The sequence below is a fragment of the uncultured Shimia sp. genome (assembly GCF_947498095.1).
In the GTDB taxonomy this organism is placed as follows: Bacteria; Pseudomonadota; Alphaproteobacteria; order Rhodobacterales; family Rhodobacteraceae; genus Shimia.
Genome location: NZ_CANMJE010000005.1, coordinates 85,258 through 103,117 on the forward strand (window position 1 = coordinate 85,258; position 17,860 = coordinate 103,117).

Here is a 17,860-nt window from a genome sequence, read left to right on the forward strand (position 1 = left end):
GTGCATATTTCCGCTACAACGGCGCTGTGGTTCCTGATCCCGGTCGCTCCGATCTGCTTTTATGTCTTCTACGCGGACATGAAGTTCAAAAAGATTAGCAACAAGGTCGTTTGGTTGCTGTTCTTTGTCTTTGTTGTCATTGGGCTTTTACAGCTTCCATTTCAGGAGTTCCTGTGGCGGTTTGCGAATTATGCTGTGGTTTTCGCCATTGGCCTCATCATGTGGATGGCCCGTCAGGTCGGCGCCGGGGACGTGAAATTCGCAGCCGTGATTGCGCTGTTCATTGATCCCCAAGACGCCGCCATTGCCTTGTGGATACTGTTTGCAGCGATCATGGCGGCGACGGTCGCGACGCTGATTGCGCGGTATTCGCCGATCTGGAAAGTTGCGCCTGACTGGGCGGCCTGGCGCATGCGCAATCCCGACGATCCAAACTCGGTTGGCGGGGGTAAGCAGATGACGTTGCCAATGGGAACGGGCCTGGGGCTGGCACTTTGTGCTTATCTCTTGCGCGGATTCCTTGCCGGGGCCTGATTATTGCCATTTTTCTAGTGTCTAAAGGGCCGGAACACTCCGGGTGATCTGTGTCTTTTTGACCCCGGTACATCAATCCCTGTGCGAGATCGAGGTCGCCCTGATGAACATGCAAACCGGCAACGTGATGGCCCCTCCGGCCCCAAAACGTTTGGAAGAAATGCAACTGCCCGTCGTGATGATGCGCGACATCCTGTTGAAAACCATGTTCCGCAAGAACGTGGATATGGTGTCTGACGTGGCGGCGGCCGTCTGTTTGCCAACGGCGGTGACTCAACAACTGATCGACATGGCCCGCGAACAACGGTTTCTCGAGGCCACTGGCACACTCAACGCCAACAGCGGCAACGAGATGGGATATCAATTGACCGATGCCGGCAAAGCCCGTGCCTTGGACGCCCTCTCACAATCCGAATATTTTGGCCCTATGCCAGTACCGCTTGATGTGTATCGCGAGCAAATCAAACGCCAATCTATCCGCAACATTCAGGTAACCCGCAAACAATTGACCGATGCGATGGGTCATCTGATCTTGCCTGACAGCCTGTTGGACCACCTCGGCCCAGCTGTCGGCTCAGGGCGTTCCATTCTGATGTACGGACCACCCGGCAACGGTAAATCTTCGATCTCGAACGGCATCCGCGATGCGATGGGTGACAAGATTTACGTACCGCGCGCCATCGAATACGCCGGACAGGTCATCACAGTGTATGATCCGATCGTTCACTCTAAGGCCGAAGGTGATGAACAGGATCCCAGCTCTCTGCGGCGCGTTGCCCGGTTCGACACCCGCTATGTGAAATGTGACCGCCCAACCGTGATCACAGGTGGTGAACTCTCGCTGAGCATGCTGGACCTTGTCTACAACCCAACGGCGCGGACCTATCAGGCGCCGCTGCAGCTGAAATCTACTGGCGGCATCTTTATCGTCGACGACCTTGGTCGTCAGGAAGAACCCCCGCAAGCGCTGGTGAACCGCTGGATCGTTCCGCTGGAAGAAAGCAAAGACATTCTGGCGCTGCAATCGGGTGAAAAGTTCGAAGTGCCGTTTGATACGCTGGTGATCTTCTCAACCAACTTCCACCCCAATGAAATCTTTGACCAGGCTGCGTTGCGTCGGATCTTCTACAAGATCAAAATCGATGGACCAAATCAGGAAAACTTCCTCAAGATTTTTGCATTGGTCGCCAAGAAAAAAGGCATGCCACTGGACGAGTCTGCCCTGATCCATCTCTTGAAAAAGAAATACCCGACGATCGAAAATGTCTATGCCAACTATCAGCCCGTCTTTTTGATCGACCAGATGATTTCCATCTGCGAATTCGAAGGGATTCCCTATCAGATGACACCCGACCTGATAGACCGCGCTTGGGCGAACATGTTCGTCAAGGACGAGCATATCGTGAATTGATCCCGTAGGTCGGACAAAATTGTCCGACCTACCCACATATCCTTTCCAGTCCGATCCCCCACAATTAAGCTCCAAAAAAGCTGTTGGAGTTTTGCTATGGAATTGACGGGGATTGGCGTTGCTGGATGCGGCCGCATGGGCGGTCCGATGCTGGCCTCATTGATCCAGGCGGGGTTTGACGCAATCGGCTACGATGTGCGCCCCGCAAAGGATTTCAGTGAAATGGCGCCTAAGATGCGTTCCAGACAGGGGTTTTCAGAAAGCTTGCGCATTCTGATCTCGGTTGTGCGGGATATTTCACAAACCGAAGACGTACTCTTTGGGGCGCAAGCTTTTGCAAACGCGCCCAACCTGCAAACGATCATCCTGTCCTCTACGCTGTCACCGCGATACGTCCGGGATCTGAGGGCAAGAATCCCCGCACACATCACCATGATCGACGCCCCGATGTCCGGTGCTGCCATTGCCGCGCAAGAGGCACGATTGTCCTTCATGCTGGGTGGCAAAGACGCCGTTCTTAATGCCCACCAACCGCTGTTTGACGCCATGGGTGCACACTTTCATCGCATGGGCGGCTATGGCGCCGGCATGCAGGCCAAGGTTCTGAACAACATGTTGGCGGCATCGCACACAGCCATGACGCGCCTTGTCTTGGAATGGGCAGATCGGGCTAATCTCGATGAAGCAAAACTGTTGAACCTGATCCACACGTCATCAGGACAAAACTGGCTCGCAACCGGATTTGACGACATCGAATTCTCTCGAGATGGCTGGCAGGATGACAACACAATCGGCATTTTGACAAAGGATGTCGCCAGCGCATTGGATGCAGCGCCCGAAGGTGCCGACACCAGCCTGCCCGAAGTGGTTCAGGCGACCATTCGGGCTTTGCGGCAAAGACCGCAGCGCTGAGTTGATGTCTCTTCGCGTGGAGATCTGACATCTTAATAAATACCCGGCGTTGCGCCGCGCACCGTTTTCCTGCATGACACGTGCATGACACCTCAAGCTCGTGCCCTCTCCGTTCATCTGTTTACTGCAACCGGCGCCGTTTTTGCCATGCTCTCTATGCTGGCCGCCGTTGACGGTAATTGGAGCCTCATGTTCCTCTGGCTGGTCGTCGCGTTTTTCGTGGATGGGCTGGATGGCCCCATGGCGCGCAAGTACCACGTCAAGAAATACGCACCCGAGTTTGATGGGGTGCTTCTAGACCTGATCATCGACTACCTGACTTATGTGTTTATCCCGGCATTTGCCCTGTTCAAATCCGGGTTGATGGATGGCTGGACCGGATGGTTTGCGATCATCGTCATCACCTTTGCAAGCGCTATGTACTTCGCCGATACACGCATGAAAACAAAAGATAATTCCTTTTCCGGCTTCCCGGGATGCTGGAACATGGTGGTGCTTGTTATCTTCGCGTTAGAGCCAAACTTCTGGGTATCTTTCGTAATTGTTTCTGCACTGGCGGTCTCGATGTTTCTTCCGCTGAAATTCATCCATCCTGTGCGCACAGAACGCTGGCGTTGGGTGTCGTTGCCGATGGCGCTGGCATGGACGTTTTTTGCAGGTTGGGCAGCGTGGGTGGATTTCCACCCGGAAAGCTGGGCCCATTGGGGCCTGGTCGTGACGTCGCTTTACCTGCTGTTTGCGGGCGTCGCGCAACAGATCCTTCCCGAACGCTCTTAGATTAAGAAACCACCTGCGCCCTCATGGCGCAACAACGCCACTTTGGTTTCCACACCCCCAGCCCCGGAAAACCCTGTTAGACCCTTGGCGCCCATGACCCGATGGCACGGGACAATGATGGGAATTGGATTGCCCCCACACGCCTGCCCCACCGCTTGCGCAGGCACGCCGAGATCTTTGGCAATCTCTCCGTAGGTCTTGGTGTATCCGAAAGGAATGGCGCTCATCGCGTCACAAACCGCACGCTGAAAATCTGACCCGGCAACGTGCATCGGTAGATCAAATGCCTCGCGCGTCCCGGCGAAATACTCATCCAATTGCTCGACTGCACGTCGCAATAGCGGCGAGTCATCCTGCCGCCCTCGCCCCCAATTGACGCGAGTGATCGCGCCATCCTCTTCGGTGATGCGCAACAGTCCAACCGGGCTTTGAGTTGTCGTTTCAAACATATCCCCACCCTGCGCCACAAAAAAACGCCCCGCAAGCGGGACGTCTGAATTTGCGCATCTTTCGGAGTGCGGGGCCGGTTTGCCGCGCCCCTCCGCGGGGGGCGACAAACCGATTCCCTTTTATCCCAATGCTTCGTCACACCGACCGCAAACGGCCTCATGGCTGTGGGTTCCAACATCTGGCAGGATTTTCCAACAACGCTGGCATTTTTCACCTTCGGCTTTTTCGAACACAACGCCCACACCTTCGGCTTCCGGCAGACGGAACGCTTCGGCAGGCATCGGATCATTTGACAGCTGTATAGCAGAGGTGATGCACACATCGTCAAAGGCCACAGATTTCAGGGCCTCCAAAACATCACGGTCGCGCACGTGCACCACCGGTGCAGCCTCGAGCGAGGCGCCGATGACCTTGTCTGTCCGCTGTACTTCCAGCGCTGCAGTAACCACCCGGCGGACGTCGCGCACCTGTGACCACTTCGCTGCCAGGGGCTCATTCAACCAATTGGCAGGCGTATCCGGGATATCGACAAGGTGGATGGACGACGTGTCCCCCGGGAACCGCTCAAGCCAGATTTCTTCCATGGTGAACACCAGAACCGGGGCCAGCCATGTGGTCAAACGGTGGTAGAGGATGTCCAACACGGTCCGCGCTGCGCGGCGGCGCAGTGTGTCACCATCGCAATACAGCGCGTCCTTGCGGATATCGAAGTAGAAAGCCGACAAATCCACTGTGGCGAAATTGAACACGGCTGAAAACACGCCCGAGAAATCGTAGGCTTTGTAACCTTCGCGAACCTTGTGATCCAGCTCCGCCAGGCGATGCAGAACCCAGCGCTCCAGCTCTGGCATCTCAGCCGGATCAACCCGATCCGCTTCGGTGAACTCACCCAACGCCCCCAGCATGAACCGCATTGTGTTGCGCAGTCGCCGATAGCTGTCTGCCACGCCTTTCAGGATTTCCGGCCCGATCCGCTGATCATTGGTATAGTCTGTCTGAGCCACCCAAAGACGCAGGATATCTGCGCCGTATTGCTGGACAACCTTCTCGGGCACGATGGTGTTGCCGAGCGATTTGGACATCTTGTTGCCCTTCTCGTCCAACGTGAATCCGTGCGTCAAAACTCCGTGGTACGGCGCGCGCCCTCTGGTGCCACAGGCCTGCAGCATGGACGAGTGGAACCACCCGCGGTGCTGGTCAGTGCCTTCCAGATAGAGATCGGCCAGCCCATCGTCGGACCCGTCTTCGCGATCGCGCAAAACAAAGGCGTGGGTTGAACCAGAGTCAAACCAAACATCAAGAATATCAAAAACTTGCTCGTAATCGTCCGCATTGTGGTCGTTGCCTAGGAAGCGCTCTTTGGCTCCTTCGGCATACCAGCAATCAGCCCCTTCAACCTCAAATGCTTCTGCAACCCGTGCATTCACAGCCGGATCACGCAACAGGAAATCCTCGTCCGTTGGCAGAGCCCCTTTCTTGGTGAAGCATGTCAGCGGCACACCCCAGGCGCGTTGACGCGACAGAACCCAATCGGGGCGTGCTTCGATCATCGAATAGAGTCGGTTGCGTCCGGTCTGTGGTGTCCATTTCACGAGCTTGTCGATCGAGGTCAGAGCGCGTTCACGGATTGTCGTACCATAGTCGTCCTGACCGTCTTCAACCTCACGATCAACCGCGGCAAACCACTGCGGTGTGTTGCGGAAGATCACCGGAGCTTTGGAGCGCCAAGAATGTGGATAGCTGTGCGTTACACGACCACGCGCGATCAGGGCACCAGCCCCGGCCAGAGCATTGATAACAGCAGTATTGGCGCCGCCTTCTTTGCCTTTGGGCGTAATGATGACTTCGCCACCAAACAGAGGCAAGGACGCGCGGAATGACCCATCTTCGATGACGTTGTGAGTCATCTGAAGCCCGTGCTTTACGCCCAGGATATAGTCGTCGGCCCCGTGGCTTGGTGCCGTATGAACAAAGCCTGTACCGGCATCATCGGTCACATGGTCACCCGGCAACATCGGGACGTTATAATCCCACTCGCCTGCGCCACCTTCGACACCGTTCAACGGGTGCGCACAGACCAACAGGTCCAGCTGGGCCGCGGTGACGTCACGCTTGCGGATATACTCGTCGACCTTGGCAGACTTCATCACGTCCTCGGCCAGATTGTCGGCCAAGAGATAGTGATCGCCTTTTTGCGCCCAGTTGCCCTCGGGCGCCTCAGTAACTTTGTAGAGGCCATAAGACAGCGCCGGGTTGAACGCGATGGCGCGGTTCGAAGGGATCGTCCAGGGCGTCGTCGTCCAGATCACCACATTGACGCCCAAGAGCCCCGAGCGTGCACCGGTGGGTTCCACGGCACTTTGTACCGGGAATTTCACCCAGATCGTGTGAGACTTGTGATCGTGATACTCGATCTCAGCTTCGGCCAGTGCGGTCTTTTCCACCGGCGACCACATCACAGGCTTGGAGCCCTGATACAGTGTGCCATTCATCAGGAACTTCATGAATTCCTCGGCAATCACACGTTCAGCATGAAAGTTCATGGTCAAATAGGGGTTCGACCATTTGCCGGTCACACCCAGACGCTTGAACTCATCGCGCTGGATATCGATCCAACCCTCGGCAAACTTGCGGCACTCCTGCCGGAAGTCGATGACAGGGACTTCGTCCTTATCTTTGCCCTTGTTGCGATATTGCTCTTCGATCTTCCACTCGATTGGCAGACCGTGGCAGTCCCAACCGGGGATATAGCGCGCGTCCCTGCCCATCATCTGCTGCGAGCGCACGACCATATCCTTGAGGATCTTGTTCAGTGCGTGGCCGATGTGCAGATGACCATTGGCATAGGGTGGGCCATCATGCAGCGTAAAGGACTCGCGGCCCTCTTTCTCGCGCAGGCGGTCATAGATGCCGATCTCGGCCCAGCGCTCCAGCCATTGGGGTTCGCGTTTGGGCAGACCTGCGCGCATCGGAAAATCGGTTTTCGGCAGGTTCAGCGTGGATTTGTAGTCAGGGGTCTCGGCGCACATCTTTTGGCGTCCTCGTCAAAGTTCGGATCATGATTTTATGGGTCGGCGCGGTATTTCATACGCCTTGTCCCGGCGGCTCGTCTGGTTCAGAGCGCCGGGCTGATAATTCGAATAATGATCGCGAATATCCGTGTCATGCGCTGCCTTATATGCCTGTGTGCATGGGGCGTAAAGGCACAATGGCACGGCCTTGCACTGGTCGGAGCAACGTGCCAACTGATGAGGCAACTCAAGAGACGGAGATCGCATGGCCAACCCTTTGCAGATGTTTGACATCACAGCCGATCAAATTGACCAAGTGGTCGGCGTTTTCTATGCCCGTGTCCGTCAACATCCCGAGTTGGGCCCCGTCTTTGCCGCACATATTGCACCCGAGGATTGGCCCGCGCATGAGGAGAAAATCACCCGTTTCTGGCGCAATGCGATCTTGAAAGAGCGCTGTTATGACGGCCAGCCCATGCGGGTGCATCTAGAACGTCCAAAGGTCCAGACCAAGCATTTTACAGTTTGGCTGGAACTGTTTGACCAAACCCTAACTGAACTCTTGCCAGCCGAGAGCGCATTGGCGTTTTCAAACCTCGCGCACCGTATTGGCGACGGTTTCCGCTTTGGCATTGAGGCCCGCGACAGGCGCGCGGATCAGCCACCATCGCTGCTATGAGGCCTTGGAAAACAACCCGGTAAGCGCGCGTTGGACCAATCCAGTAACTGCAGGGCGTTTGACGGTGGAGAAAGGTAACGGGCGACAGACCTCCATCGCGGCAACACCGACACGCGCTGTCAGTGCACCATTCACAAGACCTTCGCCAAAGCGGCGACTGATCTTGGCCAAGGCGCCCCCACCAGCCAACGTCCCGATCATGTCGTCGCCGATCGCAACAGCGCCTGTGGCCACAAGATGCGTCATCACGGCGCGCAAAAGGCGCCAGCTGCCCAAGGTTCCGGCTCGCCCGCCATAAACCTCCGCGATACGGCGAATCATACGCATATTGGCGGTCAACGCTGTGACCACATCGGCCAACGCCAAAGGTACTAAGGCAGTGACCGTCGCAACTTGGCGAGCTGCGGCCTCGACCTCGCGCTGCGCGGCTGCATCCAGCGGCACCAAAATCTCGGTTTCTACCAATCCCAGCAAGGCATCAGCATCCATCAAATCGGCCTTGCGCTCTTGCACCCGTTCGCGACCCCAAGCCGTATCCGTACGGTTCGCATAGAGCCGCGTCAGCTGGTCCAAAACCCGGTGCGCATCGGACATGTTCCCAGAAGCCAAGGCGCCGTCCGCCCCGGCGCGCAACGCATCAACACGGCGCAATCGGGCAAAACCCGCCAGTTCCCGCAGGATCATGGCCAGCGCAACGATCAGGAACACACCCACCAAAGCTGTAACAATGCCACCAAGAATTGGTGACCGCGCCACCAGACCGGTCACAAAATCCCACGCGGCGATCGAAATCACCGTTGTGAGGATCAGGCCCAAAAGGCTCCAGAACCAACGCGCCAACCGTGAAGGGCGACGTGACGCCAATTGCGCGGCCACCTGCATCGCCTGCCCTTCTGGCAGGCTATCTGGCAAGTCCGGCACCGGCGGCGCCTCTGCTACATTGGGCGCGCTTTCGGTGTCCAGGTCGATCAGAACCGGGCCTTTGGTCATAGTCGATCTCCGATCAGAAACTCTGTTGCCTTGTCCAAACGAATGTGCGGTGGGCCTTCGCCGGGCTTCAGGGTCAGCCGGGCCGGCGCAAAACTCATCACCTGATAATCCTCATCCAGCCAGCTGGTCGCGCCTTCGCGCGCCGGGGTCAACAGGTGGTTGGGATCTTTGGGCAAGGCTCCGGGATAAAACGCCGCGTTCTTGCCAGTGTCCAGCAAACGCCCCTGCACACATTCCAACGTCTTGCCATCATGTGTGAGCGTGGTCTCTGTGGTTGCGCGCACCGACGCCAAGGCCAACGCATGTGTTCCAGCTCCGGCAAACCGTGCGCGATCCGCTGCATCGCGGGTCAACGACTGCATGATGGCACTGGCTTGCGGATGCTGGGAATGATGCAAATGGTCGGATTTGGTCGCCGCAAACAGGATTTTCTCCACCCGTTTACCCCGCAAAAGGCGCGCCAAGAACCCGTTTGATCCGGGTCGAAAGGCCGTAAGTATTTCGGACATCGCGTCTCGCATTTCGTTAACCGCACGCGGCCCCTTGTTGATTGCCCCCAACGCATCAACCAGAACAACCTGCCGATCAATGCGGGCAAAATGGTCGCGAAAAAACGGTTTCACGACCTTGGATTTGTAGGCCTCGAACCGACGTTCCATCTCACGGTGAAGTGTGCCGCGACGGGACGCGCCATCAATTGGGATTGGGGCAAAGGTCAGAACGGGCGACCCTGCAAGATCCCCTGGCAACAAGAAACGACCTGGCGTGCAGCGGTAGTGCCCCTCGTCTCGGGCCTGGCGCAAACTGGTGGTGAATCGTTTCGCCAGATCCTGAGTGACGGTTTCGTCATGCCGGGCATTCGGGTCTACATCCCGCGCGCGCTCCATGAAGCCTTGAGCGCTTGCGCGCCCGTTCATCCAACTCAGCGTATCGTCGGCCCACTGATCATAAGTCTTGTCCATCAGCGCAAGATCCAGCAGCCATTCCCCCGGATAATCGACAATATCCAGATGTATTGTGCGTGGGCCTTGCAGACCACCCAGCAATCCAGAGGGGCGAACCTTGAGCGACAATCGCAATTCGCTCACGGCCCGGGTGCTTTCCGGCCAGCGAGGTTCGGCCGACGTCAGTGCGCCCAAATGGGTTTCATAGTCGAACCGGGGTACAGTGTCGTCAGGCTGCGGTTGCAAATAGGCGGCTTCAATCCGCCCTTCGGCTTGAGCCATCAGACCCGGCATACGACCGCGATCCATCAGATTGGCTACCAGCGACGTGATGAACATGGTCTTTCCCGAGCGCGCCAGCCCGGTCACACCAAGGCGGATCACAGGTTCAAACAACGCCTCGGAAATCGAATCGCCCACCGCTTCAACGCTGCGCGTCACCGTGTCTGCCAGAGAAGAAATGACCAAAAGGGCCTCCTTGAATACTCACCTGTGAACCTATGCAGCGCATGAGCGCATTGCTAGGGGGGAGAAGCCGCGACACCTTCCCCTCTGGCAACAAATCCGCTACCCACAGGCCATGCCCAGAATAGCGCTCAAAGTTGAATATCACGGCAAACCTTTTGCCGGTTGGCAGCGACAGGCCGATCAGCCTTCGGTGCAAGGTGCGATCGAGGACGCGCTGGCCAAGTTAGAGCCGGGTCATCGCACCATTGCCGCTGCCGGTCGCACAGATGCAGGTGTGCACGGTCTGGCTCAAGTGGCCCATTGTGACCTGAAAAAGGACTGGGATCCGTTTCGACTGTCCGAGGCTTTGAACCACCACCTAAAACCTCTGCCAGTGGCCATCGTGGATGCCGCCAAGGTCCCCGAAGACTGGCACGCCCGTTTTTCCGCTGTTGAGCGGCGGTATTTGTTCCGCATTCTGATGCGACGGGCGCCAGCAACACATCTTGCTGGGCTGGTGTGGCGGGTCAATCAGCCACTGGACGCGCGAGCCATGCAAGACGGTGCCAATCATCTGCTTGGCCATCACGACTTTACGACGTTCCGCAGCTCGATCTGCCAAGCGTCCAGCCCGGTCAAAACACTGGACCAGCTTGACATCGAAGAGATCGACACGCCTTGGGGTCCCGAAATCCACTTTCATGTGCGGGCACGATCATTTCTTCACAATCAGGTGCGCAGCTTTGTTGGAACACTGGAACGCGTGGGGGCCGGTTCTTGGGCGCCCGAGGACGTGAAATCCGCTTTGGACGCGGCAGACCGGGCCGCTTGTGGTCCAGTTTGCCCGCCTCAGGGCCTCTATCTTGCCGGTGTCGGCTATCCAGACGACCCTTTTTCCCAAGAACACTAAGGGATCTGCGCCGATCTTCCCTTAGGGCAACCCTTGACCACGGCAGACGATTTGGTGCTTTCTAGGACGCACCCAAAACTGAGGTCTTCATGTTCACTCCTGTCATCACCGGAACCGGCGTTTACACTCCGGAGCAGATCATCACCAACGATGAGCTCGTCGAAACGTTCAACGCTTATGCCGACAAGGTGAACGCCGAGAATGCCGATGCCATCGCCGCGGGTGAGATGGAACCTCTGGAGCATTCCTCAACCGACTTCATCTTCAAGGCATCCGGGATCGAGCAACGATATGTCATAGACAAATCCGGTGTTCTGGACCCAGATGTGATGCATCCCTTGCTTCGGCAGCGCTCGGACGACGAGCCGTCGTTGATGACTGAAATGGCCGTCGACGCCTGCCAAAAGGCGCTCGAGAAAGCTGGGATTGAGGCCAGTGACATTGACCTTGTGATCTGCGCCGCATCGAACCTCGAGCGGGCCTATCCGGCAGTTGCTATCGAAATTCAACAGGCGCTTGGTGCCGGCGGATTTGCCTTTGATATGAACGTCGCCTGTTCATCGGCCACATTCGGCATTCAAGCCGCCGCTGACATGATCCGGTCAGGCTCGGTCGGTAAAGCCATCGTCGTGAACCCGGAAATTTGTTCGGCTCATCTGGAATGGCGTGACCGGGATTGCCACTTTATTTTTGGCGACGTGGCCACCGCGACCGTGATTGAACGCGAAGACGCCGCAAAGGGTGAATATTTTGAAATTCTGTCGACCCGCTGCGCAACACAATTCTCAAATAACATTCGCAATAACAATGGCTTCCTGCGCCGCTCGCGCCCAGACGGCGTTGCAGATCGCCGCGACATGCAGTTCATGCAAAACGGTCGCAAAGTGTTCAAAGAAGTGCTGCCGATGGTGTCAACGCACATCCTTGATCACATGAGCGACAACGGGGTGGCGAACACAGATCTGAAACGCATCTGGCTGCACCAGGCGAACAAGACAATGAATGACTTTATTGGCAAAAAGGTTCTGGGCCGCACGCCTGAGCCAGGCGAACAACCCAATATTTTGCAGGATTATGCCAATACGTCTTCTGCCGGATCGATCATTGCCTTCTCAAAGAACTCGGAAGACTTGCAAAGCGGAGATCACGGTCTGATTTGTTCGTTCGGAGCCGGGTATTCGGTGGGCTCAATCCTGGTACGCAAACACTAAGGCGCCAAACGCACCCTAAAAGTGTGCCGGATCACTCAGGTCGCCGCTAAACACCTCAGCTGACAGACGATCAGATAGATTCTTCTTCGAGATGCAGTTTCATCTCAATCAGAACATGCTGCAACGCGGCTGTTTCTTTCAGCATGCGCTTGGCCTCGTTCATCGTGATGATTCCATCTTCGATCGACTGATTATACTCGGCCATCAGCATGGCAAAGCGCTGGCTCAGCGCGATCACATCCTTGTTCACACCGCCTTCACGATCCGATTCGTTGCGGCGGCTTTCATTGTAAGACAGGCTGATGCCCTTCAATTCTGCCAGTGCCGAGGTCACATGCGGATAGCTGGACGCCTCTTCAAGCGCTGCAACAGCGTCAATTGGCATGAACCGGTCACCGTGTTCTTCGTTGTGGGAATAGTACCGACCCAGCGTTGCCTTGGACTTTCCGGTCAATTCGCACGCGGCTTCAATGCCGACGTCTTTGACCAGAGCCTCAGAATGCTTCTTTAGATAAGAGCCAACACTGGCCATACTCATGTCCCCCAAAAACACAGACCCCCCGAAGGGGAAATCACACAGTCGTTTCCCCTTAAAGGGTTAAGGCCAAAATGTCATTTGTAAAGTGTTCGCGTAATGTCGCGGGCATCCGGATGTCCACTCTCTCGGTTAGGGGCATTCGCATGGGGGCGCCTGGTACGCAGGTTCTGTTTGTCAGGTGTGCTGCCGGAAAAGTACGAGTGTTTTGCTTTCCACCATCCCCAATGAGGCACTGTCTCGGGAAAGCAAGGTTTAGTGATCGGCGGCACCGGAGGGATCGTGTTCGTGATATCTCCGGCCCTGTGCCCGGTGGGAAATGAACCCTCTTGCATCCCCGGTATCCGGCGTCTTATCAGATGCGCATGGCCAAACTGTATTTCCACTACTCAACCATGAATGCCGGCAAATCGACGGTTCTTTTGCAGGCGTCCCACAACTACCGTGAACGCGGCATGGACACCTATCTGCTGACCGCGCGCTTTGACAAACGCGCTGGTGAAGGGCGCATTGCATCGCGCATCGGCATTGGGTCTGACGCAGACACGTTTGATGAGACCAATGACCTGTTCGACAAAATCAAAAACCGTTTGCAACAGGGCGATTTCGCCTGTGCGTTCGTGGACGAAGCCCAGTTCCTGACAGAAGATCAGGTTTGGCAATTGGCCCGTGCCGTGGATGATCTGGGTGTGCCTGTCATGTGCTATGGGTTGCGCGTGGATTTCCGCGGCAAACTCTTCCCCGGATCAGCCGCTCTCTTGGCATTGGCAGATGAAATGCGAGAAGTTCGCACGATCTGTCATTGCGGAAAGAAAGCCACGATGGTGGTTCGACAGGACGAAAGTGGACAAGCCCTCAGCCAGGGCGCACAGGTTCAGATTGGCGGCAACGAAACCTATGTCTCCCTTTGCCGCCGCCATTGGCGCGAAGCGGTGGGGGAAGCTTAAGGCACCAAGTTTGGGAGTGGTCGGCCTGAGTGATGCGCACGAAGGTTTTCAACGGCCATCATACCCATATTGATCCGCACCTCTCGGGCAGCTGTACCCAGATGCGGCAGCAGAGTCACATTCTCAAGGTCCCGCAAGGCCGCTGAAACACTGGGTTCATTTTCATAGACGTCCAACCCGGCCCCTGAGATCTGCCTCTCGTGCAAAGCAGCAATCAGATCGGTTTCATTCACCACATCACCGCGTGAAATGTTGATGAAATGCCCATGCGGCCGCATGGCGGCAAACACGTCAGCGCCGATCAGGTGCCGCGTTTCCGCACCACCGGGGACGGCTGCAACCAACACGTCCACTTGCCCCGCCAATTCTGTCAGCGTCTCAATCTGCTCCGTGTCAAATTCCATATGCTTGGGTGAGCGGTTGAAGAACTTCACGCTCATGCCGAAGCCAAAGTAACATCGCTGAGCGATCGCTTGGCCAATGCGGCCCATCCCGACGATCCCAACAGTTTTGCCCGAAAGATGCATGCCCAGCATCTGGGTTGGATGCCAACCCTGCCACTGCCCAGAGCGCACAAGGCGCTCGCCTTCTCCGGCGCGACGCGCGCTCATTAGCATGAGCATCATCGCAATGTCTGCCGTGGCATCGGTGACCGCACCGGGTGTGTTGCTGACAGTGACACCGGCAGCCGCCGCTGCCTGGGTGTCGATATGATTGTACCCCACCCCAAAGTTTGCCAGCACTTGGCAGCGGGGCTGGCCAACATCCTGAAAAACCTCGCGCTGAAACATATCCCCCAGCGTTGGCAAGACCGCATCATAATCGGTCAGGGCCAAACGCAGCTCTGTGTCGTCGAGCGGCGTATTCAACTGGCGTACAGTAGTCTCGTAGAGGCCCTCAAGCGCGGCGAGGACTTCTTCGGGCAAGGGGCGCGTGATCAGGAGTTTTTTCAATGCATCCGCCCCCCGCTAGGTACCGGTTTGTCCGGGCCGATCAGAACAATCTCACCATCGTCATCCGGCAGTCCGAGAACCAGAATTTCGGACATGAACTTGCCAATTTGGCGGGGTGGAAAGTTGACGACTGCCATAACCTGCTTGCCGATTAACGCCTCAGGCTCATAGTGTTTGGTGATCTGGGCCGAGCTTTTGCGCTCACCCAGCTCATCGCCGAAATCCACCCACAGCTTTATGGCGGGTTTGCGGGCTTCGGGATAAGGCTCTGCACGCGTAACCGTGCCCACGCGAATATCCACTTTCAAAAAGTCGTTAAAATCAATCTCAGCCATCGGCCAACTCCCGCGAGCGGTCCGCAGCTGCGGCCACTGTTTTGCGCATAAGGTCCGGCAGTCCAGTGGCCTCATCCATGAGAACCTCTAGCCCGGCTTGTGTTGTGCCATTCGGGCTGGTTACGTTGACCCGCAATTCAGCCGGAGTTTCCTCCGCTTCCTCGGCCAAGGTCCCTGCCCCGGCCACTGTGGCCTTGGCCAACGCCATGGCGAGGTCTGGTGCAAGCCCTTGCGCCTCTCCGGCGGCGGCAAGCGTTTCAATCATGTGAAAGACATAAGCCGGACCCGATCCACTGACGCCGGTTACGGCATCCATCTGATCCTCAGCCTCAAGCCGGACAACTTGACCAACCGCTGATAACAACGCTTCGGCAAGGTCCAGTTGGGATGCGCCCTGTGTATTGCCAACAATCGCAGTAATGCCCTTGGCGACGGCCGCAGGAGTATTTGGCATGGCGCGGATCACCGGCGTTTGCCCACCCAGAACGTCCTCGTAATGTGCAATTCCGATCCCAGCGGCCACAGACAGGAACAGAGTGTCGCGATTGCCCATAGGTTGGAGGATTGGCAGTGCCTCGGCCATGATTTGGGGTTTAACGGCAACCAGAACAACAGCCGGGGCCTCTGGAAGTGTCTGGTTCACATGCACGCCGGACGCCTTGACCCAATCACTGGGAAACGGGTCCTGCACCCAAACCGACGCGGCAGGCAGTCCTTGCGCCAACCACCCTTGCAACATGGCCGATCCCATCTTGCCGCAACCCAACAATACCAAACCTCGTTTGGCAATCACGTCCAATGTCATGATATCCCCCTCTGTCTTGCCCTTGGGGGAAAGGTTTAAGCCCGACCGTAGGCCTCTGCAATGGCGACCTGCATCGCGTCATCAACGGTGCGATCTCCCCAGACGACCAGTTGCAGAGCGGGGTAAAACCGCTCTGAACTCATCACAGCCGCTTGAATCATCGTATCGATCTGATCCGGGCTTGCCACCTGGCCGCCAGCCAGGACAAGCCCGTAGCGATAAATCATCAATTGTTGTGGCTTCCAGAAGGTGAACGCGCCCGCCCAGCATTGGTCGTTTACTGCGTTCAGTGTCTCATAAAGCTGAAGCAGTTTTTCCTCCGGAGGTTCCATTTCAAAGGAACAGACTAGCCGCAAAGTTTCATCATAGGCGGACCACGCCAAAGTGATGGAATAGGTGCGCCACTGGCCTTCAACCGCCATGGCGATTTGATCATCCGCAATCCTGTCAAAGCTCCAGTCGTGGTATTCCGCGATGTGCTCAACGATGTCGATCGGATGCGCGTCTTCTTCCAGATATGTCTCTGACAGTGCCATGGCCCCACCTCTTTTCTGCTCTTGCGCCGGGGAAATGGCAGCGCCCCTAGCGCTTGGTGCCTGCTCTAGGGAAAGCGACTTTTTGCGCCTTCCTTACTAGATATGGTGGTGCGTAAGGGGCTTTGTGTAAAGCAAAATATTTGTGGATAACGCAATAAGTTGTGGATAGTTCATCCACAGGCACAAGATCACAGCACGTGCTTTGTCGAGAAATCAGGCGCGAATTTTGGGTTCATAGTCCGCTTTTACTGTGCCGTACGCGGGGCGACCTTGGCCCCGGCAGTCAGTCCGGCAGAAGGATAAAGCACGACCTTTTCGCCGTCGTTCAATCCTTCAAGAATTTGCACGTCGATGCCGTTGTTCTGCCCCGGCGAAACGCGGCGCAAGGTGGCGACACCAGCCTCAACCACGAACACGGCCCAATCCCCATTATCCCGGAACAAGGCGCTTGATGGCGCGATCACGATGTCGTTGGCCTCCCAGACAACAATGCGGGTCTCCACTCGGAACCCATGGCCCAGTGTGGCACGGCTTTCTGGTGGGTCCGTGAATTGGATCACGGCATTCACCCGCTGCTCTTCCACGCCCAGCGCCGAGTATTTTGTGTATCCCCAGGGATCGATACGTTCGACTTCGCCGTTCAACGCATCGCCTCCGCCCCAATTGGTGATAAGAACCCGATCACCGGCTTTGACCTTAACTGCGTCGGTCGACAAAAGCTCGACCACAACTTCCAGATCGGTGTCGGTATCCCCAACCTCAAGCACCGGCGCACCGGCAGGCAGGATCGTCTCGCTTTGTTGGATCACCTGCAACACCACGCCCGTAATCGGAGACGGCAGGTCGATGGCCTCGGACGCTGTGGCAGCACGGTTTTGGCCCCCGGTGTCAAAGCTGATGAGGTTCGCACGGGCATTGTTCAGATCGGCAATGCGCATGGAAATCGCGGCCCGGGCAGTGTCCACGATGGCCTCAGACGCACGCATCTTACTGACATTGCGATCTAATGTGGCCTTTGAGACATTTTCCTGTTCATAGAGCTGCCGCGCTCGTTCTAGGTCGGTGCGCGCGAGATCGCGGTCCGCCATCGCTTTGTTGAGGTCAGCTTCGGAGACACGTAGGGCCGCCTCGGCTGCCGCAATGGCCGCCTTGGCCTGCTCGCGTGTCCGGATATCCAATGCGGCTGGGTTGGTTGGCAGCATGCGCGCCACGATGGTCTCACCTTTTGTCACATGATCGCCCGGCTGCAGACCCACGCGCAGCAAATGTCCCGCGATGGGTGTTGAAACGACATAGGGGTCACGCACCCGCGTGCGGGCCTCTTCATCGACGGTCTGCATCATCGCGCCGGTTCGCACCGTGCCAATATCCACCAGCATCGGCTGCGGCCAAAAGGCGGCGGCCAATCCGGCAACGACCAACGCGGCCGCCCCAAGCGTCAGGATTTTCCGAGACTGTTTTTTAGCCATGACA

18 protein-coding genes are annotated in these 17,860 nt (G+C 56.9%); 8 read left to right on the top strand and 10 right to left on the bottom strand.

Going from position 1 to position 17,860, the window contains the following annotated elements; translation table 11 throughout:
- The 4 genes from Q0932_RS10565 (at position 1) to Q0932_RS10580 (ending at position 3,634) form a co-directional block, all read left to right on the top strand.
- Positions 1–534, top strand: a complete 534-nt coding sequence (locus Q0932_RS10565; RefSeq protein ID WP_299352189.1) for a prepilin peptidase — start codon at positions 1–3, stop codon at positions 532–534.
- Positions 535–637: 103 nt separating this feature from the next.
- Positions 638–1,945, top strand: a complete 1,308-nt coding sequence (locus Q0932_RS10570; protein ID WP_299352193.1) for an ATPase — start codon at positions 638–640, stop codon at positions 1,943–1,945.
- A 96-nt stretch (positions 1,946–2,041) separates the two neighbouring features.
- Complete coding sequence (locus tag Q0932_RS10575; RefSeq protein WP_299352196.1) at positions 2,042–2,857, top strand: NAD(P)-binding domain-containing protein; 816 nt, start codon at positions 2,042–2,044, stop codon at positions 2,855–2,857.
- Between the two features lie 84 nt (positions 2,858–2,941).
- Positions 2,942–3,634: a CDP-alcohol phosphatidyltransferase family protein gene (locus Q0932_RS10580; RefSeq protein WP_299352199.1), complete on the top strand. Its 693-nt coding sequence runs from the start codon at positions 2,942–2,944 to the stop codon at positions 3,632–3,634.
- Here the strand turns inward: Q0932_RS10580 and Q0932_RS10585 are convergent.
- A complete protein-coding gene (locus Q0932_RS10585) occupies positions 3,631–4,083 on the bottom strand; it encodes a methylated-DNA--[protein]-cysteine S-methyltransferase (RefSeq protein ID WP_299352202.1) in 453 nt (150 codons plus the stop codon). The two genes, Q0932_RS10580 and Q0932_RS10585, sit on opposite strands and share 4 nt — an antisense overlap.
- Before the next feature lie 120 nt (positions 4,084–4,203).
- Positions 4,204–7,113 carry an isoleucine--tRNA ligase gene (gene ileS / locus Q0932_RS10590; RefSeq protein WP_299352205.1) on the bottom strand — a complete coding sequence of 970 codons (2,910 nt, stop codon included), beginning with the start codon at positions 7,111–7,113 and terminating at the stop codon, positions 4,204–4,206.
- A 247-nt stretch (positions 7,114–7,360) separates the two neighbouring features.
- On the opposite strand from ileS, the gene Q0932_RS10595 reads away from it, so the two are divergent.
- Positions 7,361–7,774 (top strand): group III truncated hemoglobin, encoded by a 414-nt coding sequence (locus Q0932_RS10595; protein WP_299352208.1) that lies wholly within the window; start codon positions 7,361–7,363, stop codon positions 7,772–7,774.
- On the opposite strand, the gene Q0932_RS10600 is transcribed toward Q0932_RS10595, so the two are convergent.
- Both Q0932_RS10600 and Q0932_RS10605 read right to left on the bottom strand, forming a co-directional pair.
- A complete protein-coding gene (locus tag Q0932_RS10600) occupies positions 7,769–8,764 on the bottom strand; it encodes a TIGR01620 family protein (RefSeq protein ID WP_299352212.1) in 996 nt (331 codons plus the stop codon). The genes Q0932_RS10595 and Q0932_RS10600 overlap by 6 nt on opposite strands.
- Positions 8,761–10,176, bottom strand: coding sequence for a YcjX family protein (locus tag Q0932_RS10605; RefSeq protein ID WP_299352215.1), 1,416 nt, complete (start codon positions 10,174–10,176; stop codon positions 8,761–8,763). The genes Q0932_RS10600 and Q0932_RS10605 overlap by 4 nt, the downstream gene beginning before the upstream one ends.
- A 112-nt stretch (positions 10,177–10,288) precedes the next feature.
- Here Q0932_RS10605 and truA point away from each other — a divergent pair, with 112 nt between their 5' ends.
- Positions 10,289–11,065 carry a tRNA pseudouridine(38-40) synthase TruA gene (gene truA / locus Q0932_RS10610; RefSeq protein WP_299352218.1) on the top strand — a complete coding sequence of 259 codons (777 nt, stop codon included), beginning with the start codon at positions 10,289–10,291 and terminating at the stop codon, positions 11,063–11,065.
- 89 nt (positions 11,066–11,154) lie between these two features.
- Entirely contained in the window at positions 11,155–12,276 is a 1,122-nt protein-coding gene (locus Q0932_RS10615) for a beta-ketoacyl-ACP synthase III (RefSeq protein WP_299352221.1), read from the top strand.
- 70 nt (positions 12,277–12,346) lie between these two features.
- Here the strand turns inward: Q0932_RS10615 and Q0932_RS10620 are convergent, their stop codons facing one another.
- A complete protein-coding gene (locus Q0932_RS10620) occupies positions 12,347–12,808 on the bottom strand; it encodes a hypothetical protein (RefSeq protein ID WP_299352645.1) in 462 nt (153 codons plus the stop codon).
- Between the two features lie 368 nt (positions 12,809–13,176).
- Between Q0932_RS10620 and Q0932_RS10625 the strand changes: the two genes are divergently transcribed.
- Positions 13,177–13,758, top strand: a complete 582-nt coding sequence (locus tag Q0932_RS10625) for a thymidine kinase (RefSeq protein ID WP_299352224.1) — start codon at positions 13,177–13,179, stop codon at positions 13,756–13,758.
- Here Q0932_RS10625 and Q0932_RS10630 read toward each other — a convergent pair.
- The 5 genes from Q0932_RS10630 to Q0932_RS10650 form a co-directional block, all read right to left on the bottom strand.
- Positions 13,755–14,711 (bottom strand): D-glycerate dehydrogenase, encoded by a 957-nt coding sequence (locus Q0932_RS10630; RefSeq protein WP_299352227.1) that lies wholly within the window; start codon positions 14,709–14,711, stop codon positions 13,755–13,757. The genes Q0932_RS10625 and Q0932_RS10630 overlap by 4 nt on opposite strands.
- A complete protein-coding gene (locus Q0932_RS10635) occupies positions 14,708–15,046 on the bottom strand; it encodes a tRNA-binding protein (protein WP_299352230.1) in 339 nt (112 codons plus the stop codon). The genes Q0932_RS10630 and Q0932_RS10635 overlap by 4 nt, the downstream gene beginning before the upstream one ends.
- A complete protein-coding gene (gene proC, locus Q0932_RS10640; protein WP_299352233.1) occupies positions 15,039–15,851 on the bottom strand; it encodes a pyrroline-5-carboxylate reductase in 813 nt (270 codons plus the stop codon). The genes Q0932_RS10635 and proC overlap by 8 nt, the downstream gene beginning before the upstream one ends.
- 35 nt (positions 15,852–15,886) lie before the next feature.
- Positions 15,887–16,387 carry a YbjN domain-containing protein gene (locus Q0932_RS10645; protein WP_299352236.1) on the bottom strand — a complete coding sequence of 167 codons (501 nt, stop codon included), beginning with the start codon at positions 16,385–16,387 and terminating at the stop codon, positions 15,887–15,889.
- Between the two features lie 245 nt (positions 16,388–16,632).
- Positions 16,633–17,856, bottom strand: a complete 1,224-nt coding sequence (locus Q0932_RS10650) for an HlyD family efflux transporter periplasmic adaptor subunit (protein WP_299352239.1) — start codon at positions 17,854–17,856, stop codon at positions 16,633–16,635.
- Positions 17,857–17,860: the final 4 nt, after the last annotated feature.